General features: G+C 33.5%; 14 protein-coding genes. 2 read left to right on the plus strand and 12 right to left on the minus strand.

Annotation, left to right across the window (positions count from 1 at the left end):
- Positions 1-283: 283 nt before the first annotated feature.
- The 4 genes from QO190_RS08580 to ruvA all read right to left on the minus strand — a co-directional run bounded on the left by QO190_RS08580 (position 284) and on the right by ruvA (position 8,755).
- Entirely contained in the window at positions 284-580 is a 297-nt protein-coding gene (locus QO190_RS08580) for a VanZ family protein (protein ID WP_371462661.1), read from the minus strand.
- Between the two features lie 58 nt (positions 581-638).
- Positions 639-1,016: a glycine cleavage system protein GcvH gene (gcvH, locus tag QO190_RS08585; RefSeq protein WP_104793984.1), complete on the minus strand. Its 378-nt coding sequence runs from the start codon at positions 1,014-1,016 to the stop codon at positions 639-641.
- A gap of 128 nt (positions 1,017-1,144) precedes the next feature.
- Positions 1,145-8,164 (minus strand): cell surface protein SprA, encoded by a 7,020-nt coding sequence (gene sprA, locus QO190_RS08590; protein WP_371462659.1) that lies wholly within the window; start codon positions 8,162-8,164, stop codon positions 1,145-1,147.
- A 6-nt stretch (positions 8,165-8,170) separates the two neighbouring features.
- Positions 8,171-8,755, minus strand: coding sequence for a Holliday junction branch migration protein RuvA (ruvA, locus tag QO190_RS08595; RefSeq protein ID WP_104793969.1), 585 nt, complete (start codon positions 8,753-8,755; stop codon positions 8,171-8,173).
- A 119-nt stretch (positions 8,756-8,874) separates the two neighbouring features.
- On the opposite strand from ruvA, the gene QO190_RS08600 reads away from it, so the two are divergent.
- Together QO190_RS08600 and QO190_RS08605 are read left to right on the plus strand one after the other, a co-directional pair.
- A complete protein-coding gene (locus tag QO190_RS08600; protein ID WP_371462657.1) occupies positions 8,875-10,647 on the plus strand; it encodes a long-chain fatty acid--CoA ligase in 1,773 nt (590 codons plus the stop codon).
- 150 nt (positions 10,648-10,797) lie between these two features.
- Positions 10,798-11,289, plus strand: a complete 492-nt coding sequence (locus QO190_RS08605; protein ID WP_104793967.1) for a hypothetical protein — start codon at positions 10,798-10,800, stop codon at positions 11,287-11,289.
- A gap of 93 nt (positions 11,290-11,382) precedes the next feature.
- Here QO190_RS08605 and QO190_RS08610 read toward each other — a convergent pair whose 3' ends face one another.
- The 8 genes from QO190_RS08610 to bglX all read right to left on the minus strand — a co-directional run bounded on the left by QO190_RS08610 (position 11,383) and on the right by bglX (position 24,538).
- Entirely contained in the window at positions 11,383-12,087 is a 705-nt protein-coding gene (locus QO190_RS08610; RefSeq protein ID WP_371462655.1) for a prolyl oligopeptidase family serine peptidase, read from the minus strand.
- A gap of 8 nt (positions 12,088-12,095) precedes the next feature.
- Entirely contained in the window at positions 12,096-13,472 is a 1,377-nt protein-coding gene (locus QO190_RS08615; protein WP_371462653.1) for a glucoamylase family protein, read from the minus strand.
- A 34-nt stretch (positions 13,473-13,506) separates the two neighbouring features.
- Positions 13,507-14,898, minus strand: coding sequence for a glucoamylase family protein (locus QO190_RS08620; protein ID WP_371462652.1), 1,392 nt, complete (start codon positions 14,896-14,898; stop codon positions 13,507-13,509).
- Between the two features lie 48 nt (positions 14,899-14,946).
- Positions 14,947-15,912 (minus strand): LamG-like jellyroll fold domain-containing protein, encoded by a 966-nt coding sequence (locus QO190_RS08625; RefSeq protein WP_371462651.1) that lies wholly within the window; start codon positions 15,910-15,912, stop codon positions 14,947-14,949.
- Positions 15,913-15,929: 17 nt separating this feature from the next.
- Complete coding sequence (locus QO190_RS08630) at positions 15,930-17,396, minus strand: RagB/SusD family nutrient uptake outer membrane protein (protein ID WP_371462649.1); 1,467 nt, start codon at positions 17,394-17,396, stop codon at positions 15,930-15,932.
- Positions 17,397-17,407: 11 nt separating this feature from the next.
- Positions 17,408-20,188 (minus strand): SusC/RagA family TonB-linked outer membrane protein, encoded by a 2,781-nt coding sequence (locus tag QO190_RS08635; RefSeq protein WP_371481306.1) that lies wholly within the window; start codon positions 20,186-20,188, stop codon positions 17,408-17,410.
- 203 nt (positions 20,189-20,391) lie between these two features.
- Positions 20,392-22,191 carry a discoidin domain-containing protein gene (locus QO190_RS08640; RefSeq protein ID WP_371462646.1) on the minus strand — a complete coding sequence of 600 codons (1,800 nt, stop codon included), beginning with the start codon at positions 22,189-22,191 and terminating at the stop codon, positions 20,392-20,394.
- 10 nt (positions 22,192-22,201) lie between these two features.
- Positions 22,202-24,538: a beta-glucosidase BglX gene (gene bglX, locus QO190_RS08645; RefSeq protein ID WP_371462645.1), complete on the minus strand. Its 2,337-nt coding sequence runs from the start codon at positions 24,536-24,538 to the stop codon at positions 22,202-22,204.
- Positions 24,539-24,587 lie beyond the last annotated feature (49 nt).

Genomic DNA, 24,587 nt, shown 5'->3' on the forward strand with positions numbered 1-24,587 from the left:
CTTCCAAATATTTTTTCAAATATTTTTATGTTCTCGTCTCGTATCTCTTTCCTTAATTAGCTCCTGCGCTTCCCGTTGTTTCGGATTGCAAAAGTATGACGATAAATCTATACAATGCAAATATTTTACACAAAAACTTGTACAGTTGTTTAAATTGGGGAAAACATCTTTCTGACAATAAACAACTTACACTCATTTTTAAAGTTATTCACAATGAGCAAATACGCCTTATTTACTATAATTTATAGTATGACCTCTAAGTATTATTGGGGATTATAGAATTTTAGAAGTAATAATTTTTTATTTTTTGATAAGTAAAATATCCCATCAACACTCCTAATAAATCTGCAACAAGGTCTAATAATTCCATACTCCTGCCTAAATGCATTTCTCTTTGTAATATTTCTGTACCTAATCCATATATAAACATGATTAAGAAAAAGGTAAAAAATCGCATTCTAGGAAAACCTATTCTGAAAACAAATCCTAATAGGGCGAATATTGATATGTGTAATAATTTATCAATTCCTGAGAACATAAACCAATATTCTTTGTTTTCTACTCCTGGTTTGAGGAGCATATATGTGAGTATTGCCCAATAAATGGGCAATACGTAATATCTAAATATGTGAGTTATCTTATCCAATGAGTTCTTGGTACTGTTCTGCAGTTAGCAATTCTGATTGGTCTGCACCTTCTGAAAGTTCTACTTTTACAATCCATCCTTTTCCGTATGGGTCTGTGTTTACCAATTCTGGTTCACCTTCTAACTCTTCATTAAACTCTATTACTTTACCTGAAACTGGTAAATATAAATCTGAAACAGTTTTTACAGCTTCTACGCTACCGAATACTTCTCCCGCATTTAAATCATCGTCTACAGTATCTACATCTACAAAAACGATGTCTCCTAATTCGCTTTGTGCGAAATCAGTGATTCCAACTGTAGCTACGTTTCCTTCTAGTTTAACCCATTCGTGATCTTTGGTGTACTTTAATTCTGATGGTGTGTTCATTTCTAAATTTATTTTTCCCAAAATTAATGAAATTATATGGAGGTTGCAAAAAAGTTTTTCCCAAAAAAATAGAACCAAATAAATTTGATTCTATTCTATATTATATGCTATATATATTATATGTGTATTTAGAAACCTTGACCGCCTCCAAAATTAAAGGTTGCCGTAATACCAGCTCTCACCGTAGAAAGTGGAAATGCTGTAGAAATTTTATACTTGGTCATTAATTGATCATAGAAAAATCTTAGATTAAAGTTCTGAGAGATGTTATAATCTGCCGAAACTTTTACGCTCATTAATCTTTGACCTCCGGTAATCTGTGAATCATCTAATAATATATTGGTAATTCTGGTTTGATTATCTCTCAATGAAAAATCCGCTCTTACATTTAAATCACTTTTCAGATTTTTTTCTTTTCCTTGATACCTAACTTTGATTTTTAAATCTTTTAAAATATATCCAAAACCAAAAACATACTCAGAACCTAAATCTTCGGTTAAAGTATGATTTACCAAACCGAGTGTATACATTCTGTTCTTATTATATTGTAAACGGAACTGCATATTATTTCTCATGGTAACATCTGCTCCTAAAAGTGGAGAGAAATCTTCTACATAACCAATCGTGTTAAATGTATAAGGATTATATACATCATTATTAATATCATATTGAGGAGCTCCAGGATTTACATTCTTATTATAATAGTCTACGCTTTTCTGAATTCCAGTCGCGGTATAAGTAGAAGTATAGGCATGAAGAATATCAAACTTAGCAAACTGACTATTAATAAAAGGTATGTTTTTAATTCCCGAATAAGTAATTCTCCAGTTTGGCATTGGGAATTTAGATTTTTCTAAATTGTTATTTTTCGTTGGAGATTTACCTTCTATAGCTGCCTGGAAAGCTGGAATCAATACATAAGCATTGGCTTTGCTGTAATGTTCTGCGTAACCATCAGCTTGTGGTGTTCCATACATTTGAGAAATCGTCTTAGTGTTTTCAATGATTTTTTCGTAAATATTATCGCTTCCAAAACTTGTTTTCAAGAGAATATTAGAATTGGTAAACGTAATCATTTCACTAGCGAAAGAAAAATCAAACTGAGGCGTACTGCTAATCGCATCTACATTAAAGTTACCATGCATTAAATTTTTCATGTAGTTTTTAGTAAAACTCACATCTATTCTAAAATCATTGATTGGCTGAATCTGAATATTTCCTGTAAGATTTCTGGTAGTCATCTGAGAATAAGCTTCCGTCATGTATTCCGAAGAAGAAATCCAACTGTTTTCTATAGCATATCTTCTGATGTCGGCTTGAGAACCCAACAAGAATCCAAAAGTTGGCCCACCAATTCCTTTTCCATATCCATAGAAATTAGGAGAAGATAATAATCCCGGTAAAACGGTTCCATTATTTTCAGTATAATTAAAATCTAATTGTTTTATCGCTGTTAAAGCATAAGCAAAAGCTTGAGTAGGCGTCAACTTATTTTTAAAAGTATAAGATTTGAATGCTTTTTTCCTTCCTTTTTTTAAGAAATTCTGAGTATAGACATTGTTCAGAGAATCTATTTCAGATTTTCTGGCATTCATTTTATCATTTACTTTTCTAAAATATTTAAACTTATTGAAGAAACTATTAAAATCTGCACCTCCAGTTACATTAATATTATTGGTATTTTGTGCCAAGTTCCCCAGTTTAACTCCATTAGTATCTACCATTGCTGTAGAACGAGCGCTCCAATTATACTGTACACCGTAACCAATTTCTGTATTTACAAAATCTAAATACGGTAAATTTTCGAATGGTAATCTATAACTCAACTGAATTCTGTGGTTATAAAGAACCGGTCTTCCTTTTTGGAAAACATTTTGGAAAATAGAACTTCTGTCGAACGTTTGAATATCCAATTGGTCATTAATCGTTCTTGTAGCTGATGAAATATCTAATTTTAGGGATTTGGTTAAATTAAATCCTACGTTATATTGCCATCCGAAGAAGAAATTTCGGTTTTTAATCACATCAAAATCCGCAGAAGAATTTCCATTGAGCAACGCATCAATATTTCTAAATTCGAGTTCATTGTAATTTCTGTCTAACTCTGTTCTGAAAGAAACTCTTGTCGGAACTATGTTAAAGTTAATTTCTTTTGCCCATTTCAGATAAGGATAAGATTTCGCAGTATCGCTTACAATTTTATTAAATGGCTTAAGATTCCAAGGTTTAAAATTAAAACTGTAATCTATATTTCCTCTTAAATATTGTCTGTAATTGTCTTTAGTATAAACATCTCTGTACTTATCATCATTATAAATTAAGGAGATAGACAAGTTTTCTACGTCATAGAATTTTGGTTTTTTATTAGGATTCATTCTATCCTTTCTCATATTGAGCACCCCAATACTTCTTTGTTGCGTATACGTTCTTGCTACTTTTTTCAGTTCATCTTTCTTTGGATCTTTGTTAAATTCCACATCATCATTTAGTGGATTGTACTTAGGATCTTCAATGGTTTGAGAATAAGAATAATTCACCGGAATCTTGAGTCCTAACTTTTCAGGCAAGAATTTATCTACATTCACCATCGTATTGATACCAAAAGCTGAGTTGGTAGTCTGTGAACGTTCCGCAGGTTTTTGGTTAATGAAACCAAAACCAATCGTAGAATAAGCTCCACTCGCATTTACGGTAGCAAAATCTCCTAAATTAAAGTTAAGATTTGCGTTTCCTGCATAACCTCCTTTATTTTCTATACCTGAAAGTCTGATTTCATTCACCCAAAGAATAAGATTTTTATCTACCTCATCATTATTTCTCACCCCAATCATCATGGTGGTAATATTTCCTAAACTTGGTCTACCTTTTACGTAGAAGGCTTTATTTTCATCGCCAAAATCTGCCGAAGTAAATCTTTCGTTGGTTACCGTAGAATTTTTATCTCTCAAGATTTTTAAATCTACAAAATCCTGAATCGCTAATCTCACGGTATTTTCATTTGGCCAAATATCTAGCGGAGAAGTAGCATTCGGAGCGGTATATTTCAGCGAAGCTTCATATTCATAGTAGTTATCAGTAGCATCACTACCGAATCTGATGAAGAATTTCGCAGATTTATCAAGATTAGAACCTTTGCCAATTAAATCTTCTGCGTGAACAAATAATTCTAAATTTTGGAATCTTCTCATATCTAAAGCGATATTTTTGAAAACACCTCTTGCTTCCCCATTCGGAAGGTTGGTTTTCATATAAAGAGAAGCTTCGTTTTGTCTTTGAGCACCTGCATTTCCGCTGAGAACTTGTCTCTCAATTCCTGGAGGCAATACATAAGGTGGAGTTCCCAATGCATTTTCTTCTAAGTTTACACTTCCTACATCAAATTTAGAATTATCTACAGCTCCTGTTCCTTCAAATTGGTTCTGATCATCTACTCTATTTGAAGCAATTCCTTTACCATATTTTCTCCATTCACTTCTTACCAAGTCTAAAGTTCCGAATCTAATCGTAGCGGTTTCATCAAAACCTGTAAGCATCATTCTGGCAAATCTTACGTTATTTAAGATTTGGTCTGCACCAGAAGTTTCGGTAGAAGAATTGTAATTGGCAACTGGAATTCTGAATAAGAACCATTTATTTTTAGATGTTTGTCCGTTTTGGAATTTCACTTCTACTTCTTTTACATCTACAATATTATTTCTTCCTAAAACCAATTCGCTTTGTGCTAAATTAATATCATACTGATTGTAATTTTCGCTTTGGTCTAGGTTATAATCTTTATTTACATCTTCTGCATCTGGAGTTTGAGAAGAAACTTCTAAAGAGTTCGACTGAGAGTTTCCATCTGGATTTCTGAAATATTTATAACGCTCAATCATAGATGAAGCTAACGCACCCTGAAACTGATTAGAAAGATAAAATACAAAATCATCCGCAGCTGGGTCTGGCTCATTTTTTACTGGATTAATAAAATTGGTATTGAAAGCTGTAGCTTCAGCTACGTTATCCAATCCATCAAAACCTACATCTTGAGCTGTTCTCTCTTCGTTTTCTGTACCGAAAGCATACAAAACTGGGAATTGGTCTGGCTGAGTTCCCCAATTGGTAGAAGAAGTTTTCGCTGGAGTATTTGGTGTAGGCAAACCATTTTCATATTGCAGTTTTCCATCTTTCAAAATATCTTCTGAAACGTTTCCTAATTGCAACATTAATTTAGGAGCAGTTCCTAACATTTTACCGTCTGCATAAGGATCCATCATCCAAAATTCTACATATTCTATATTAGAGCTTCTGAAGTTAGAAACCGTAATCGGTCTCATTAAACCAGCCCATCTTTGTGATGGAATTTCTGCATTTTGATTTAAGTTATACGGACCTCTTTCTTTAGGATAATACGTAATATCAAAAGTATTGGTGAAGGTTTGTTCACCCGCTACAAAATCTCTATTGTTAAAGAGTTCTATCATCTGAACTCTTCTGGAAGCGTGATTAGAAAGTGCTTCTGCGTTAATTCCATTTGGTGCTTTTCCACCAACTCCGTAGAATCTTGGGTCTATATTGTACCAAGAAAGTAGACCTCTTCCATATCCATTGGTCAAGTCATTATTATTAGAACTTCCGAAACCAATTTCAGGTTTAGATGCTAAACTCCAAACTGCAGGTTCTTTTAATGAAATTTTAGAAGTGGTTTGTTCAAAATCATCAATGTAAGATTCATCATTAATTCCTTTATTTTGACCTGGAATAAGATATGCTCCTTCTAATTTCAAATTAATATTAGACGGCGCTTCTGTATTGACAAACGGAATTTTATCTGTAAGTCTAGTTAAAAACTGTGATTGGTTATTATACATTAAGTTAAAACCAGCCATCGTGTTATTCACCGCTTCGAAACCTGTTTGTACTTTTTGAGTGAGTGGTGTTTCTGAATAATTCACCACAGTTGCACCAATGGTAAGATTTTCATTAAATTTTCTTTCGAGATTTAATCCTAAAAATCTCTTTCTCTGTGTGTTGAAGGTTAATTGGTTTTCTAAACTCACGTTGATGGCTTGACCAGATTGTTTCACCATTTCATTGATAATGGTTACTTGACCTATCATATAATCTACCGTATAATCTACTCCTTCTGTAAGCACAACTCCATTGGCAGTTACTTTTACAGAACCACGCGGAACATTAATCGCGCCTAAAGAAATTCCTGTCCCTTGCGAACCTTTATATCTACCTTCGATGGTGTATCTAAGTGCTAAATTATTTTCAGAAGCGACTTGTTTTTGTTGGGTATACAATTCATTGAAAACAAATTTCGGGTCATTGCTTCCTAAAACAGATTCTAAGTAATTCCCAAAAGGCTGCGCTTTGGTAAACATTACTCTTCCGTTTTGTGCATCTACCGTAATTCCTTGTACAAAATCAAACAAACCGTCTCCTTGTTGACCATTCGTATTATTTTGAATATCGTTATTTACATTCAGTCTATCCCAATTGAATAATTTTAATAAATTTTGGTCTGCAACAGGTGTTCCTGGTAGATAATTTACTTTTCCACCGCTGTCATTATCACGATATAAAACGTTTAATAGGAAATTCTGTGGATCTACTTGATTGGCATTCAATGAATACACGTTTTTCATCATTAAATTCCACATCGGTGAAGTGGTTTTTACGGAAACGTTCGGTTTCAATAATTTGGTAATCACCACTGGACTTTCTTCGGAAAATTCTCCTACTTTATAGACTTTGCTGTCACCAGAAACGGTATAAGAAAAAGACGCCGCCAAAAGTTGATTATCATTTAATCTTTGATTCAAAGAAATATAACCCACTTGAGGATTAAAGGTATATTCAGCAGGATTTAATCTTTTTGCTTTTCGGTTAAAGATAAAATGTTCGCCGTCTTTATAATTGGGGTCACCTGTAGTATTCGGAAGTGATTGATTGTTAATCGCGTTGTAGGTTTGGTTTACATCTCTTATTCCGCCAAGATTGGCTACTGCATTATAAACGCCTAAATTAGAATTATCTGGAAAACTTCCGCCTTCACCCAAATCTCTAATCCCGAGAATACTTTTTTGCTCTTGCAAATTACCAGAACCTTGGTCTAAAACCCAAAGTTCTAATCGGGTAATCGAAATTCTAGAATTGATTAAAGGATAATTGGCTAAAGCGTTGTCATAATTATTTAAGAAATATTGGCCTAAAAAATAGTGCTGATTATCTTCGTAATCATAAGCGTTTATTTTGAAGGTTTGCATTACACCACCACCTTGAACTACAATATTTCTGGCTTCACCTTGTTGCTGAGAAAACACCAAAGTTCCGTACGTTTTCCCTAATTGGAATTCGGTTTTTAAACCAAAAAGTGATTCAGAACCTCTGATTAAATTGGTAGAAAGTGGCATATTCACATTACCGAATTCTACTCTTTTTATAATTTTATCTTCGCCACCTTTTAGTGGATTTTTTGCTTCACCGATGGCTTGATTTTGTAAATCTCTCCAAGTTCCCTTGGCTTGCCAAACGAGATTCATTCTGTTTTCGAATGCAAAACCAGACTGCGTGTCATAATTGGCTTTGAGTTGAAGATTTTCTCCAACTTTTCCTAAAACACCCAACTGAATTCTCTGCTGAATATTAATGGCAAAATTGCTTCTGTTTTGTGGAAGAATTAATGGATTTTCAATTTTTTGGTGTAAACCTCCTAAATCAAAACTCGCAAAACCATTTGGAATCAATTCTATTTTATTGCTACCAAAAATGGTTTCAAAAATTTTATTTTTGATGGTCACACTTTGAATTAAGCCTTTCTTTTCGGCTTCTTTTTTATCTTCTTTGTATAGATTTCCGCCAAAAGCTTTTTGTTGATAATAATCTTTGAGGCTATTATTAAGCGTGTATGTAGAATATTCTTTTGGAGTAAGAACGATGGGCGCTCCTGTTACTGTGTTTCCAATTTTTGGGTAGAGATAATACATCCCTGTTTTTACATCATAGAACGCTTCGTATCTCGTAGGATTCGGCAAGGCATAATCTTTCCTTATAGAAATATTCGCTGTATCCGAAGGCTTTTGCTGCGCAAAAAATAACGCAGAAAAACATAGAAATACAATCGAAAAATAGATTTTATGCAGAGGAAAAGTTTTCTTCACTTGTGTTTATATCATTTTTAGAATTTGCTTCACCAATTCTTCAGTTTGCAAATCTGGATTTTGTTTTAAAATTCTATCGGCAATCTTCTCGCTCATCTTTTTAGGAATCCCTAAAACTTCTAAAGCAGATAACGATTCTTCTTTCACTTTATTGTCTGCAAAAGCAGAAATGTTCTCCGCAGAAACCCCGAATTTTTCTACCTTATCTCGTAAATCTACGATGATTCTTTCGGCGGTTTTAGCTCCAATTCCTTTTACTTTTTGGAGCAGCGCAGAATTTTTATTGAGAATCGCTTGTGCAATGTCTTTAAGATCTAATGAAGAAAGCAAAATCAGCGCAGAAACTGCACCTACTCCGTTTACAGAAATTAAGAGATTAAACATTTCTTTTTCTTCTTTGGTATAAAACCCAAAAAGCAAATGTGCATCTTCTCTGATGATTTGTTGGGTGAAAAGAAAAACTTCCTTTCCTAAAGAAAGTCGCTGAGACGTTTGCAAAGAAATGCCTACATAATAACCCACTCCATTTACCTCTATCACCACATAGGTAGGAGTAAGTTCTTGAACAATACCTTTTAATGAAAAAATCATAGTTTTTTAATAATCTTCAAAGATAACAAATCTCTAAAAATTAAAAAATCAATTTATAGGTATAAAACATGCAATAATTCGTAATTTTGGGAAGTTATAATATAAATAGTAAACAGATAATGAAAAACCTACTTCAGCTTTTAGAAGAAAACACCAAAAAATTTCCACAGAAAACCGCTCTTAGCTTTAGAAACGGTGACGAAATAGAGATTCTTACTTGGAAAAAATTCTGGGCAATGGTTTGCCAAACTGCAAACGGATTACATACTCTAGACGTAAAAAAGGGAGATTGTGTAGGTGTTTTTTCTCAAAATTCTAAAGATTGGATTATTTTTGACGTTGCCGTGCAAATGTTGGGGGCGATTACCATTCCCATTTACGCCACCAATAATTATGACCAAACCGAATATATCATCAAGCAAACCGAAATGCAGCACATTTTGGTGGGAGACACGCCTCAACTTGAAATTCTGAAAAGTGCCGAAAAACATTTAGGCAAAAAATTACATATTTTCACGTCTCATGTGATAAAAGACGAAGCCGAAAACATTACCTATTTCCCAGATTTCATCAAGCATTTTGCTACGGAAAGAAACCTCATCGAAATTACCGATGAAGATTTGGCAACCATTCTTTACACTTCTGGAACTACAGGAATCCCGAAAGGTGTAATGCTTACACATGGTGGTTTCAAAGCGGTAGTTGCGGCGCACAAAGAATTTTTCAGTTTCGACAATTTGTACGACATGAAATCTTTGGCATTTTTACCATTAAGTCATATTTTCGAAAGAAGCTGGACGCTTTTTGTGCTTTCACAAGGTGGTGAAGTTGCCATTTTAGAAGACCCAAAAAATATCTTGAACACGCTGAAACATGTTCACCCAACTGCAATGTGTGCCGTACCAAGATTCTACGAAAAAGTATATCAAACTCTAATTAAAAAAATAGAAGCTTCTTCACCTACGAAACAAAAACTTTTCAAAAAAGCTTTGGAAGTAGGAGCTAAAGTAGCTGACAAAAAAAGAACTGGCGCTAAAGTTCCGTTTGGTTTACAATTACAGTTTAGTTTTTTTGACAAATTGGTTTTTAGAAAAATTAAAAATGAATTGGGCGGAAATCTTTCGTTTTTACCTTGTGGTGGAGCGATGCTGAAAAAAGAAATTTCAGAATTTTTTGCAGCCATTGGTTTACCCGTGATTGTAGGATATGGACTTACCGAAACTACTGCTACAGTTACTGCACTTCCTCCGAAAAATTATGTGTACGGAAGCGTAGGGAAAGCTCTACCAGGTGTAGAAATTAAAATTGGAGCAGATGATGAAATTTTGGTAAAATACCAAGGTGTGATGAAAGGTTACTACAAAAACGAAGAAGAAACAGCTAAAGTTTTCACGGAAGATGGTTATTTCAGAACGGGTGATGCTGGTAGAATAGACGAAGAAGGAAATCTTTACATTACCGACAGAATTAAGGATTTAATGAAAACTTCTAACGGGAAATACATTGCGCCACAAAGTATAGAAATCCCATTACAAAGCAATCCTTACATTGCTCAAGCAATGGTAATTGCCGAAGGAAAACCTTATGTTTCTGCGGTGATTGTTCCAAATTTTGAAACCTTGATGGAGAAATACGAAGAATTTAAAAATTACCTTTCTCTGAACATAGAAGAGAAGAAAAAATTACTAGAAACGCCTTTTATTAAAGAAACTTTTGAAAAAGTAGTGAATGATATTCAAAAGGAATTTGCAAGTTTTGAAAAAATTAAAAAGTTCAAACTTTTACCTGAAGAATTTACCATAGAACGTGGCGAAATTACTCCAACACTAAAAATAAAACGTAAAATTATTCTGGAAAAATTCAAAGCCTTGATTGAAGGAATGTATGCGTAAAAAGTGTGCATTTTATATAGATTAAAAAATTGGAACGAAATAGGGATAAGTGATATTCAATAATAGTGGATTTTCTAAAAAGATTTTATAGAAATTTTTTCCATATTTGAGTCTTATCTACAGGTTCACAAAAAATTCACACAAGATTGTATGTTAACAAAAATTTTGAATCTATTTGCCTTAGTATTTGGTCTTACTTTATTTTTATTTCTGACTTTTATATTTTATAGTAACGCTTCAAAAAAATTAACTGAATATTCTCAAATTGATAGTAATGTACTTGAAAAAGGAATTATAAAAACTGACAATAATTCTAAAATATTCTTTATAAAAGTATCTAATTTTAATGAAGATTTTGCTGTATATAATATGACAAAAAATTATTCAAAACTTGAAAATGAAATTAGGATTGGCGATAAAATAAAAATATATTTTGAGAATTCAAACCCTAAAAAAAACGAATATTTAGATGTAATTCAGATCGAAAAAGGCAAAGAAATATTAGTAAGTCATAATAAACATAAAATCACCTATTACTTCTTAACTCTTTTAAGTTCTCTAGTTTTTATCTATATAATTCTTATGGTAATTGAATATTTAAAATATGGAGAATTCAAAAATCCTATTCCAACAATTTTTTAAAAAATCTTGATGTTGCGAATTTCCAATCCGTGACTTATTCTTTAAAAAACAAACCCCTCCAAAAATTTGGAGGGGTTTTTATTTGTAAAACGGTTATTTCTTTTTCTGTGACAGAAGCCACTTGTAAAATTCTGGGTTAGAATAGGTAGAATCCCAAGAATTGTGATTATCATTCGGGAAGATAATGAGTTCTGCTTTTGGATTAATCGGGTGAACTTTCATCCAAAAATTAGTCGCGTTTTCTGGCAACACCACATCATCCATTCCGCCTTGAAAAATTTTAAGGTTCATATCTTTATAATTATGAATATTCGCCAACATTACTCTGTCTGTAGGTGCACAAACAGAAGCTACTGCTGCAAACATTTCAGGATGTTCTCCTGCCAATTTCAATGTTCCCCAACCTCCCATAGATAAACCTGTGAGGTAAATTCTAGAAGCATCTATTTTATATTTCTGCACGATTTCTTGAATCAAAAAATATACGGCTTGTGTATCCCACCACATATTTTCGGGACATTGCGGTGCAAGAATTGCCACGGGTTCCTGCATTAAATTTTTATAGGTAAACGGACTGTGCGCTTTTACCATTTCTAAATTGGTTCCTCTTTCGCCAGAACCGTGTAAAAAAACAATCAACGGAACATTTCCTTTAGCGTTTTGAGGATAATCAAAAACGTAAGAAATATTTTTTTCTACTTTTACTTCTTTCTTGAATTCTGCTTTTATTTCTTGAGCATTTGCTTGACTGATAAAACCAAATGCAAGTAATGCCGTGATTTTTAAAATGAATTTCATCTTCATATTTATTTAATGTTATACTTCTCTGATTTGAATTCTAATTTTTTAAGCCCTTGTTTGATTTCTGGTGCGTTCATAAACAACTTCCAAAGGAAACCTGTTCTATAATTTTCAATCATGGGAGCTATTGTTCCTTGGTCAATAGCCAAATAACGTGGTGTAAACCAATTATCATAATGAATAGAAGTCGCATCAAAAGGACCTGCACTACCAATAAATTCTGGTTTCTGCGTGTACATAAATCTTAAAAAATTCATCGATTCTTTAGGCGAATACGGAAAACTACTCAACGCAGCAGTTGGCGTAATCACACCTCTATCTTCTGTAGGTTGATGCGCTGTATAACCTACTCCACCATCATTATTTCTGGTGTAACTTGCGGTAAGTCCCCAATAATTTTCGCCGTAACCTTTCCAATTTTTAGGATTTTCTACACAATATTGATAATCGATAAGCACTTGATTTTTATTCAAATCAAAATAATTCTTGATGAGTTTATCACTTAAACCAGTTGGGTCTAAACCAATGTACGAATAATGTGCCCAAAATAAAGGACCTCCGTATTCCTCAGAATAATTGTGTTTCACATAAAGCGGAAGTCCGTACTTAGACTTATCAGTAAGGTAAGCTCCGTTTCTAGTCCAACCTTGATAATAAGTTTCTGCATCTATAGCATGAGTAGGCGATGATGCTGCTAAAATATAGGTAATCAAACATTCATTATAACCTTGCAATGGGAAATTCATCTCCCACTGATATTCTGGTGACCAATGCCAATACAAGACTTTTTCGCCACCTTTGGTATACCAATTCCATTCGATTCCTTTCCAAAGTTCATCACATTTTTGAGCCAATGCTTTTTCTTCAGCATTACCATCTTTAAAATATTCGCGAACCATTAAAATCCCTGAAGTGAGAAAAGCGGTTTCTACTAAATCTCCACCATTGTCTTTTCTGCCAAAAGGAACTACTTTTCCTGTTTCTCCATTAATCCAATGACTCCAAGCTCCGTGAAAACGATCTGCTTTCGCTAAGAAATCCATCATGGTATTGAGTCTTTTTACGGCTTCATCTCTTGGAATAAAACCTCTTTCTACTCCTACCAAAACGGTGGCTAATCCAAAACCTGAACCACCTGTAGTCACTACATGTTTATCATTTTGAGGATAGATATTGTCTTCGTGATAGCGTTCTCTTCCGAGCAATGAATTTGGTTCTGCATAGTCCCAAAAATATTTGAGTGCATCTTTTTGAACCTTATCCATTAATTGTTGGTCTGTTAATTTTGAAGTTTCTGTATTCTTGGTCTCAGTCACGGTTTTTTGAGACTGACAAGAACTCAGCATGAAACTTGCAAAAAGAAATATGATTATTTTTTTCATTTTTATTAATAATTAAATCTATTCGAATGAATTTTTAGAATCCATATTGAGTAGAATGGAAACCTAATTTTAGTAAACCTTGTTTTACATCTGGAGCACTCATAAACAATTGCCATAAAAATGCCGAACGATGATTTTCTACCATCGGCGCGATTGTTCCTTGGTCTATTGCTAAATATCTTGGAGTAACCCAATTGTAATGTACAGAATATGCATCATAAGGTCCTGCAACACCGATGTATTTTTTATAATTTTCATTGTATAAAAATCTTAAAAAATTCATACTTTCTGTAGGCGTATAAGGCATATCCGAAATAGCAGCAGTAGGCGAAATTATTCCTAAGTCGTTATTAGGTTGATGTGCTGCATAATCATCTCCTCCAGTTTGGGGATTTCTGGAATAACTTGCCGTTAAACCCCAACTTTTAGAATTATATCCTTGCCAGCTTTTAGGATTGGTAACACAGTACTGATACATGATTTTAGAATGATTTACCACTGCATCGCCATAATTTACATAGTCATCTCTTAAACCTCTAGGATCTAATCCTAAGAAAGAATAATGAGACCAAAACATAGGACCAACTGTTCCGTTAGCTCCGTTATGATTAACTATTAAAGGAATTCCGTATTGTGAGGAAGATGTTTTTATAGCACCACTTCTTGCCCAACCTTCGGTGTAAACCGTTTTTTCAATAGCATAATTGGGTGAAGCCGCCGCTAAAACATAGGTGATTAAAGTTTCATCAAAACCTCGCAATTGGTGGTCCATTTCAAAATTATAATTGGGTGACCAATGCCAATACAAAACGTTTTGACCTTGAGTATACCAATTCCACTCGATTCCTTTCCACAAATCGTCTGCTTTCTTTGAAATGGCTAATTCTGTGGCATCTGTAGAATTTTTGAAATACTCTCTTACACAGATTAAACCTTGAGCTAGAAAAGCAGTTTCTACTAAATCTCCTCCATTATCTTTTGTGCTGAAAGGAATAACATTCCCTGTATTCCCATCCATCCAATGTGGCCATGCTCCGTGAAAACGATTGGCATTTTGCAAGAAATTAAGAGCGGTCGATAATCTAGAAACGGCATCGGTTCTAGTAACATAACCATTTTTAATCCCTACTAAAATCGTCATCAATCCGAAACCAGAACCACCAGTTGAAACTACATGAGCATCTTGACCAGGATTATCTGTATGATATCTTTCTCTAGCCAGTTTAGAAGTAGATTGTGCATAATCCCAAAAATATTTAAGCGCATCTTTCTGAACCATTTCTATTATTTCTGGGTCTGTGTAAGCTTTGGGAGGATCTGTAGGATTTGTAGGTAAAGGTGTTCCTCCTCCTTTTGGTGAATCATCGTCGTTGCAAGAGAATAAGAATAAAGATGAAATCAAAAAAATGGACAATATTTTTTTCATATTAATGGATCTAAAAAGAGCCATCATAAAGATGGCTCAAAATTATTATTATCTATTGTTCTTTTCGAGCTGATACAATGATGAAACTTCATTAGGTTTTAATGCCGCTTTATATATTCTAAACTCATCTAATTGACCAGCGAAGCTTGTTGCCCAATCTTCTTGACCACCTCCATTTTGAGAAGGTACGGTTTCAAATTGGTGATTTCCTATTACAATCTTTCCGTTTGTTCCAACCATTTGTAACACGCCATAACCTGGAACATTTTTTGTATTATCAATACTGCCTGGATCGTCTGAAAACCAAGGAGCCGAGCCAATTAGTCCTGTTGCAGGAGCATAAGCAAAACCACTAAGATTACTAGCTGGTTCACCATTTAAATAACAACTCACCTTACTAGTGTTAGAGTCATATGTCATCGTAACATGGATCCATTTGTTTTTCTGCCCATCAATATTCATAATAACACTTTGACCTCTCCAAACTACTGCACTTCTGCCGTTTTCCACTCCTAATTTTAATCTTATTCTATCTGGAAAAGCTGTATCAGGGTTTTCAATATATAAATTTATACCTCCCCAGAATTCTGTTGGTCTTACTATTGTAAAAATACCTTGCGCACCTTTTCCTTGACCAGGTGTACTTGGAGAAACCGTATTTGCTGATTTCATCCAAAATGAAATGGTAAAATTATTGAGTGCTGTAATTGCTGAATTGGCATTAGCAACTGCATATCTTAATTGAGTTGCTGATCCATCATAAGCTTTACCTTTAGCGCCTACTGCATAAGCCACATTATTTGGTACTGCTCCTGTTATATTATTTCTTGAATCAGAAAGATTATCTTCAAAGCTAAACTTAGCAACTAAATCACCTGAAGCTATTTCATCTGAATTTTCATAACCTCCAATTGCTGGATATGGAATAGGCAAGTTTTCTTTATCTATACTATCTTCGCAACTAAACAAAAAAGCACTAATAATAAAAAGTGAACTTATTTTAAGTTTTTTCATAATAATTAAATTAAAGATTAATAACCTGGATTTTGTTGAGACAACCCTTTAGATTCATTGATAAAAGATTGAGGAATAGGATAAACCTCATGCTTGCCAACTACAAAAGTTTTTCCATTAGCAGCCATAGCAGCTTGAGCTTGACCTGTTCTAATAATATCATACCATCTGTCATGCTCAAAAGCCAATTCTAGTCTTCTTTCTTTGTAAATAGCTGTTCTTAAATCTGCTTGAGTTGTAGCGGTGGTATTCGCTAAGCCCGCTCTGTTTCTCACTTGGTTAAGGAATGGAGCAGCAGCACTTGTTTGGTTAAGTTCATTTAAAGCTTCTGCTTTCATAAGCAGAACTTCTGCATATCTTAAATATCTGATATTAGCGTCTGAATCATCATTACCAGAGAAGTTAGACGAATACGCTTTGTAGTTATAATAAGGATTTTCTACTGTAGCAGGAACTACTCTTCCATCATAAAGGGTAGAATTTCTAAAAATGATGGTTGCATCTCTTCTTTCAGTATCACCTTGTTCATTAAAAGCATCTACTAATCCTTGAGAAGGAGTACTAAAGCCCCAACCCCAGCCTCCAGCTCCACGAGCTCCTTGAGTCTGAGAATATTGTTGTATTCCTGGTTTACCTATACCGCCTTGTCCTTGAATTTCAAAAATAGATTCAGCATTGTTTTCACCTGTAATTTTATAAATTTCTTGGAAATCTGGAGTTAATGAATACCCAGTAACCATATTACAGTTGTCTATAACTTGTTGCCATTTCTTTTGGTATAAAGAAACTTTAGCTAATAGAGCATAAGCTGCTCCTTTAGAAGCTCTACCTACGTTTGCTCCTGTATAAGCAGATTTTTCTGGTAATGCATTAATAGCGTCTCTTAAGTCTTTTTCTATAAATGCATATACTTCTTCTTTTGATTTTCTTGTTAGTTGCATTACTCTATCGTCTTCATTTCCTGGTACAGGGACATGATCTACAATAGGAACGCCTCCGTAAGTTCTTACTAAAGTAAAATAAGTAAATGCTCTAAGAAACTTAGCTTCTCCAATTAATCTATCTCTTAGTGCTGCATCTGCGTTATTTAACTGAGGTATAAAAAATAGCGCCTGATTACATCTATTTACAATTTGGTAATTAGCTTTGAAAACTTCTTCTATAGAACCTCCAGTTGGAGTAAAATTAAGTGCGTCTAATAAATTTTTATCGCCACCTGTATCTCCTGGAGAAGAGCCTTTATCTGCTTCATCACTTGCAATACTTGTGATACCAATCCATGAGAATGAACTTACATTCCAATCTAAAAATTTAGCATAAATAGCAGTTACGAATCCTTCAGCTCCTGCGTTATTATTATATAAAGATAGGTCTTCTGCTGAAATAGATTGTGTTAGCGGAACATCTAAATAATCATTGCTACAACTTTGTGAAGACAAAGATAAAAGCAAAATAGAGGACAATAATATTATTTTTTTATTCATGATTTCAAATTTTAAAATTTAAGATTAATTCCAAATACAAATGATCTTAAAGTAGGATAAGCATCTAGCTCTACTCCTGTTAAATCATAAGGATTCCCGTTTGCATTAAGCTCTGGACTGAATCCAGAAAACTTCTGGATAATTATAGGGTTAATAGCACTTACATAAAGTCTAACATTTGAAAGATAATCTACAGTTTTACTTAATGTATACCCGAGAGTGATGTTATTTACTCTAAAGAAATCTCCTGATTCTAAATAATAATCAGACGCAATTGGAACCGCATTAAAAGGTGCTGGATTTGCAGAATCTGTATTGGTAGCGGTCCAAAAATCATTAGCCACACTATATTCTATATTTTCTCCAGAGAATCTTTGAGCTTTTTTTCCATTATAAACTTTAGCACCAAATGTTCCATATCCATTGGCTGAAAAATCTACATTTTTATATTTCAAGCCTATATTAACACCAAATGTAGACTTAGGAATATATGAGCCCATAAATTTTCTATCATCCAAGTCATTTGCTCCTGTTCTACCGTCACCATCTACATCTACATAGGTAAAATTACCATTGGCATCTTTTCCAGAAACTTCCCATAACCAGAAACTTCCTAAAGGTTGATTAAGTGCCAATTCTGAAAGCAATTTAGTGTATTGTCCATTACCAAGACTACCACCTCTGATTGGGTTAATATTAGTTGCTACTTTATTCAGTTTATTATCATTGTAAGAATAATTACCACCAATGCTATAGCTTAAATTTTCATTGATTTTATCATCCCAACTCAATCCAAGTTCTATCCCTTTATTGGTTACTTCTCCTAAATGAGCATAACCATAATTAGAAATACCAGAAGTCAGAAGAGGAATTGCTCCTAAAATGATATTTTTAGTCACTCTGTTATAAACATCTACTGAACCTCTTAATCTTCTATTTAACAATTCATAATCTAAACCAACTGTAGATTCTTCCGTAACTTCCCAAGAAAGATTTGGATCATAAACTTGATCTATTGTATTACCACTTGAAGAGGTTAAACCACCAAATGCATAATTATATACATCTCCTGTAGCGAAAGGTAAAATATTAAGTCGTACATTTTGGTTTCCTAATCTACCCCAACCTCCTCTTAATTTTAAAAGGTTAATTACAGAATTATCTTTTAAAAAGTTTTCCTCAGAGATAACCCATCCTAAGCCAAATGCTGGGAAATTACCCCATTTGCTACCTTCCATAAATTGTGAAGAACCATCCCTTCTAATTGTGGCAGTAACTAAATATTTATTCATTAACTTATACTGACCTCTAGCAAAATAAGATGTCGTTCTGTTATTATTATTATTTATGCTGTTTACAGTAACAATTTGACTTTGATAATTTTGACCATTTAAATCCCAATAGTTACTATTTAGAATCATATTCTTTCTTTGCATGTAGAAATAATTTTCTCCACTTTTCTCAGAGACTTCCATCCCTACAGTAGCCTCAACATCATGTACTCCAATTCTTTTATTATAGGTTAAGTAATTTGTCAGTACCCAATTAAAATAATCTGATTTGGTATTATTTAATAGATTTGTTGGATCTGTTGATAAATAATTTGCAGAAACTCTTGTTGGATCAGCTGCTAGCCAAATTGCTTTAGAATCTGCATAGTTATAACTTTTAAAGTTATAATATTCTCCATTAAATTGAGATGTTAATTTTAGATCTTTTAAAATACTCATATCTAATTTTAATCCTCCCTGTAGTGTTACTGCATTTTGTCTTTCTTTAAAGAAATTTAATTGTGCAAGAGGATTACCTACATTGTTAAATGAAGAACCTGTAGGAGATGCAAATCCATTAGCCCCCACAAAAGATACTCCATATTTTCCGTCAGGATAATATAAAGGAACTATAGGAGATTGTTTATAAGCTGTAGTGAAAACACCTAAAGGCTTAGGTGTAACATTATTAAATGCTACACTAAAGTTTTGAGAAATTGTAATTCCTTTGCTTACCTTAAATTCATTATTCGTTCTAACGGTAGCTCTATTAAAATCAGACCCTTTTAAAATAGCTTTTTCATCATAATTGCTTAAACTTAAAAAGTATTTAGCATTTTCTGAAGCACCCGAAAGAGATACATTATGTTGGTTATATGTTCCCGTACGCGTTATAGCATCAAACCAATCGGTATTAATTGGTTGATCTTGTGAAAATTTTGTACTTGACAACGCGGTGTTAGTGTAATATGAAAATAAATTACTACCTGCCATTTTAACTTTTTTCAACGGCATTCTCACCCCTGTAAATCCATCATATTCAACAGTGATTTTTTTTCCTTTTCCACTTTTAGTTGTTACAATAATTACTCCATTTGCAGCTCTGTTTCCATAAATAGCCAAAGCTGATGCATCTTTCAAAATATCATAAGTGAGAATATCGTTTGAGTTAATATTATTAATATTATCAACAAACATACCATCAACAACATAAAGTGGAGTTCTTCCACTTTCCGCAGTACCTAAGCCTCTAATAATTACCGTAGGCGTAGAACCGGGTAAATCAGAAGCGATTACAGTTACACCTGCAGCTTTCCCTTGAATAGCTTGAGTAGCATTAAGAACTTTTGTTTTTGTAATTTCTTCTGGGTTTAAAGAGCTAATAGAAGTAGTATTATCTACTTTTTTTCTACTACCATACCCAATCATTACGACCTCTTGTATTTGTTTTTCTTTAAGCGAATCTTTTGTTTGAGCGCTTAATTCTTGATATCCTGCAAATAAGTAAATTGCAGCTATCATACTTGTTAATTTCACAGTGTTTTTCACCATAACAATAATGAATTAAAAATTATTTTTTATTATCTTATTTTGAGACAAAATATAAAATCAAATGTACAATTTTATTTAATCCATAACATTTATTTTGTTAATTTTTTAAAAAAAATGTTAAAAATCATTAAAAAAAGAAATCTGAAGCCTTTGCACAGGCTCTTTTTTATGAATTACTCAACTTTTGCAATTTCTGTTTTTTCTGAAATACCATTATTATTGAAGGCCTCTATCTTAAAATAATAGGTATCTGCAGCGTCCATCCCTGTAAAATAATAGTCATTCTTACCATAAACCATAATACTTCCGTACATCTTGTCTGGAGACTTTCCAAAGTAAATTACATAGCCATCTGCTAAGTTATTTTGCTTCCATTTTAACCATGAACTTCTTCTCTCTCCTGCTTTTTCTTTTGGATTTCTCAGAACCACAAAAATTTCTACTTTTTGAGGCTTTTCTCCACTTCCATTTCCGAAAACTCTCAATCCACTGATGGCAAATTTGCCAGTAGGCATTTTAATATTTTGAATTTTTAGATATCTTGCGGTAAATGGTTTCTCTATTTCTATATAATCGTGAGGTACATCTTTGGTGTTATTTGACTTGTCTACCACTAATTTCCAGTTTTTCTCGTCATCCGAAGCGTAGATTTTATATTGATGAGATTTACCTAAAGTTTTGCCTAAAAACTCAGCATCTTGGTCAGCAAAATTGATTTGAATAGCTTTCACTAAGGATCTTTCGCCTAAATCTGTTTGTATATATTCATTAGCGCCACCAGTTTTAGCACTCCAATACGTTTTAATATCTTCATCTACTGCAAAATTGGGTTGGAAACTTCCTAAAGTAGAAGAAACTTTAACAGGTTTATTGTAATTTAATAACATCCAACCTGTAAACAATCCTTTAATATGGTCTGCATTTTTATATGGAAGATAAGTAGGATAATCACCGTAAGCTGTATTACTGTACATCACATCATCTTGATCAAAACCAGCTGGCCAAATTCCAATCCTTCTTTCAAAATTATTTTTTTGGCTAATGACAATGGTAGAAACATGCCAATATTGCCCGAAATTATCTTGATAAGTAGCACCATGTCCTGCTCCTCTTGCAAAACCACCGGGTTTATATGAGAAAGGGTTGTGTTTTTGATAAGAAAATCCTTCCAGCGGATTATTACTCACATAAACTCCATCTGCGTAACCGCTAAACTCAGTTCCAGGAGCGCCATATTGCAGATAATACTTATTATTATGCTTAGTTACCCAAGCTCCTTCCATAAATGGTTTGAGGAAAGTATTATCATTATATTCTCCAAATCTTTCCCAACCGTGATCATCTGGATGCAAAGACATCAATGGTTTTACGTAACCTTCAGATTGCAATGTTTGTGTATTAATCTCAGTTCCTAGAAGTGGAAATTCATTACTAGAACCCCAATAGAGGAAGAGTTTTTTCAAATCTTTATCATACAAAAAGGCAGGATCCCATGCTCCAACTTTAAAATTATCTACAGCAATTTCCCATTCATCTTTTGTAGGATTTTTAGATTTCCAAATGGCAAAATATGGCCCGTGTGTAGAACCTATTACATACAATTCATCATTCATTTCGAAAACCGCAGGTGCACATAATTCATCATAAACTTGATGATTAACATCTAATTTATGGTCTACTTTTCCTGCTTCCTTGTTTGGAAATTCGTTTTCGGGTTTTAAGAATTTTCTAGAAATAAAATTCCAATTTAACATGTCTTCACTCCACCAATATCCCCATTGATTGGTACTAAAAAGGAAGTATTTTCCTTTAAAATTAACAATTACTGGGTCTGCAGTTGCTCTATGTTTTCCTTGAGTTGCAAAATTAGGAATGGGAGTATATCCGTAATCTATATTAATAGGATTACAATAAGTTTTCTGCTGTGCCGAAAAGAACACAACAGAAAACAATGCGATGATAAAAGCTCTCATATTTTGAGATTTATTTATTCCAAGTGATTTTTTGAGAAACGGTCTTTTGAGAATCACCTCCTACAAAAATTTCAAATTCACCAGATTCCCAATCGTATTTTAGGTTATTATCATAGAATTTTAAATCTTCTGGAGTTACATTAAAAGTAACCGTTTTAGATTCTCCTGCTTTTAAGAATATTTTTTGGAAACCTTTCAGTTCTTTTACTGGTCTTGTATTGCTACCTACTAAATCTCTTACATATAATTGTACAACTTCAGCACCATCGTATTTTCCTGAATTTTTCAATTCTACAGAAACTTTTAAGGTTTGATTTCCTTTTAAATTTTTAGAACTTACATTTAGATTATTGTAAGCAAACTGAGTGTAACTTAAACCATAACCGAAAGGATAAAGCGGAGTGTTACATTCATCTAAATAATTAGAACGGAATTTATCAAATTGGCATTTTTCAGTTGATGATTGAGAAAGTGGTCTTCCTGTATTTTTGTGATTGTAAAAAATAGGAACTTGACCTACACTTCTTGGGAAAGTCATCGGTAATTTAGCTGAAGGATTTACTTTACCAAAAAGTACATCCGAAATTGCTAAACCAGCTTCTGAACCTGGGAACCATACATTAAGAATAGCATCTGCTAATTCACTTTCTTCATTGATTTCCATTGCTCTACCTGCAAATAATACCAAAACAATTGGCTTACCTGTTTTTTTCAATTCTTTTAATAAATCTTTTTGAGCTTGTGGAATAGAAATATTGGTTCTAGAACTAGATTCGCCGCTCATTTCAGCAGTTTCGCCAATGGCAAGAAGAATTACATCTGCTTTATTAGCAACCTCAACTGCTTCTTTCAGCATTTCTTCTTTGCTTCTGCTGTCTCTGTAAGTGTTTTTGCCAAACATAGCAGCGTTTTGTTCGAAAGTTGCATCATAATCTATATTAGAACCTTTAGCATAAGTAAAATTCACAGAATTACCGAAAGTCTTTTTAAGACCTGCTAAAAGCGAAATCGCATCTTTATGTTTTGCAGCAACGCTCCAAGTTCCCGGCATGTTTTCAGCATTGTCTGCTAATGGCCCAATTACAGCAATATTTTTTTGAGATTTTAAAGGAAGAATTTCATTGGTGTTTTTCATTAAAACCATTGACTGTGCTGCAATATTTCTGGCCATATCTCTGTTTGCCTGACTGTAAACCTCATTTTTTGATCTGTTTGCATCACAATATTTATATGGATCCTCAAAAAGTCCTAAATCATATTTTGCTTCAAGAATTCTTTTTACGGCTAAATCAATTTGTTTGATATTTACTTTTCCTTCTTGTACAGATTTTTTAAGGGTAGTAAGAAAACCTTCGCCTACCATATCCATATCTACACCAGCGTTCATTGCCAAAGCCGAAACTTGCTGTAAATCTCCCATTCCGTGGTCTATCATTTCATTAATACCTGTATAATCAGTCACCACGAAACCTTTGAATTTCCATTGATTTCTAAGAACTTCTGTCATTAACCATTTGTTTCCTGTTGCAGGAATTCCGTCTACTTCATTAAAAGAAGCCATCACAGAGCCTACACCTGCGTCTACAGCAGCTTTATATGGAGGAAAGTATTCATTATACATTCTTACGTGGCTCATGTCTACTGTATTATAATCTCTACCAGCTTCTGGAGCTCCATACAACGCGAAATGTTTTACACAAGCCATTATCGTATTATTAAGAGATAAATCTTTTCCTTGATAACCAAAAACCATTGCTTTTGCCATTTCGGAACCTAAATAAGGATCTTCTCCAGCTCCTTCTGCTACTCTTCCCCATCTTGGATCTCTAGAAATATCTACCATTGGCGAGAAAGTCCAGTTAATACCACTTGCACTTGCTTCATTTGCTGCTACTCTTGCAGATTGCTGCACTAATTGAGTATCAAAAGAAGAAGCCAAACCTAGAGGAATAGGAAAATTGGTTTCATAACCATGAATTACATCCATCCCGAAAAGCAAAGGAATCTTTAAACGGCTTTTCTCTACGGCAATTTTTTGAACTTCTCTAATTTTTTCTACTCCTTTAATATTAAAGAGACCACCTACTTTTCCTTCTTGAATTTTCTTTGCAATATCAGAACTTTGAGCTTGTCCCGTGGTAATATCACCAGCTCCAGGAAGATTAAGTTGACCTAGTTTTTCGTCTAGAGTCATCTTTTTCAACAAAGAATTTACGAAAACAGACTTTTTAGATTGATACTCTTTAGTTTGGTAATTGTAGTACGGTTTATTTACAACTTCTTGAGAATGAGCGTAACCAGAAATTAATACTACTGCTAATAAGAATTTTGACTTTATGCTGAACATAATTTTAATTTTAAGGCTAAAATTAGATAATTATTTTTGAGGAAAAAAA

The organism is Cloacibacterium sp. Arc13, from assembly GCF_041431305.1.
GTDB classification, from domain to species: Bacteria; Bacteroidota; Bacteroidia; order Flavobacteriales; family Weeksellaceae; genus Cloacibacterium; species Cloacibacterium caeni_B.

Coding starts and splice junctions, on each gene's coding strand:
- QO190_RS08580 (WP_371462661.1), bottom strand. CDS start 580: ATGCTCCTCAAACCAGGAGTAGAAAACAAAGAATATTGGTTTATGTTC.
- gcvH (WP_104793984.1), bottom strand. CDS start 1,016: ATGAACACACCATCAGAATTAAAGTACACCAAAGATCACGAATGGGTT.
- ruvA (WP_104793969.1), bottom strand. CDS start 8,755: ATGATTTTTTCATTAAAAGGTATTGTTCAAGAACTTACTCCTACCTAT.
- QO190_RS08600 (WP_371462657.1), top strand. CDS start 8,875: ATGAAAAACCTACTTCAGCTTTTAGAAGAAAACACCAAAAAATTTCCA.
- QO190_RS08605 (WP_104793967.1), top strand. CDS start 10,798: ATGTTAACAAAAATTTTGAATCTATTTGCCTTAGTATTTGGTCTTACT.
- QO190_RS08610 (WP_371462655.1), bottom strand. CDS start 12,087: ATGAAATTCATTTTAAAAATCACGGCATTACTTGCATTTGGTTTTATC.
- QO190_RS08615 (WP_371462653.1), bottom strand. CDS start 13,472: ATGAAAAAAATAATCATATTTCTTTTTGCAAGTTTCATGCTGAGTTCT.
- QO190_RS08620 (WP_371462652.1), bottom strand. CDS start 14,898: ATGAAAAAAATATTGTCCATTTTTTTGATTTCATCTTTATTCTTATTC.
- QO190_RS08625 (WP_371462651.1), bottom strand. CDS start 15,912: ATGAAAAAACTTAAAATAAGTTCACTTTTTATTATTAGTGCTTTTTTG.
- QO190_RS08630 (WP_371462649.1), bottom strand. CDS start 17,396: ATGAATAAAAAAATAATATTATTGTCCTCTATTTTGCTTTTATCTTTG.
- QO190_RS08635 (WP_371481306.1), bottom strand. CDS start 20,188: ATGATAGCTGCAATTTACTTATTTGCAGGATATCAAGAATTAAGCGCT.
- QO190_RS08640 (WP_371462646.1), bottom strand. CDS start 22,191: ATGAGAGCTTTTATCATCGCATTGTTTTCTGTTGTGTTCTTTTCGGCA.
- bglX (WP_371462645.1), bottom strand. CDS start 24,538: ATGTTCAGCATAAAGTCAAAATTCTTATTAGCAGTAGTATTAATTTCT.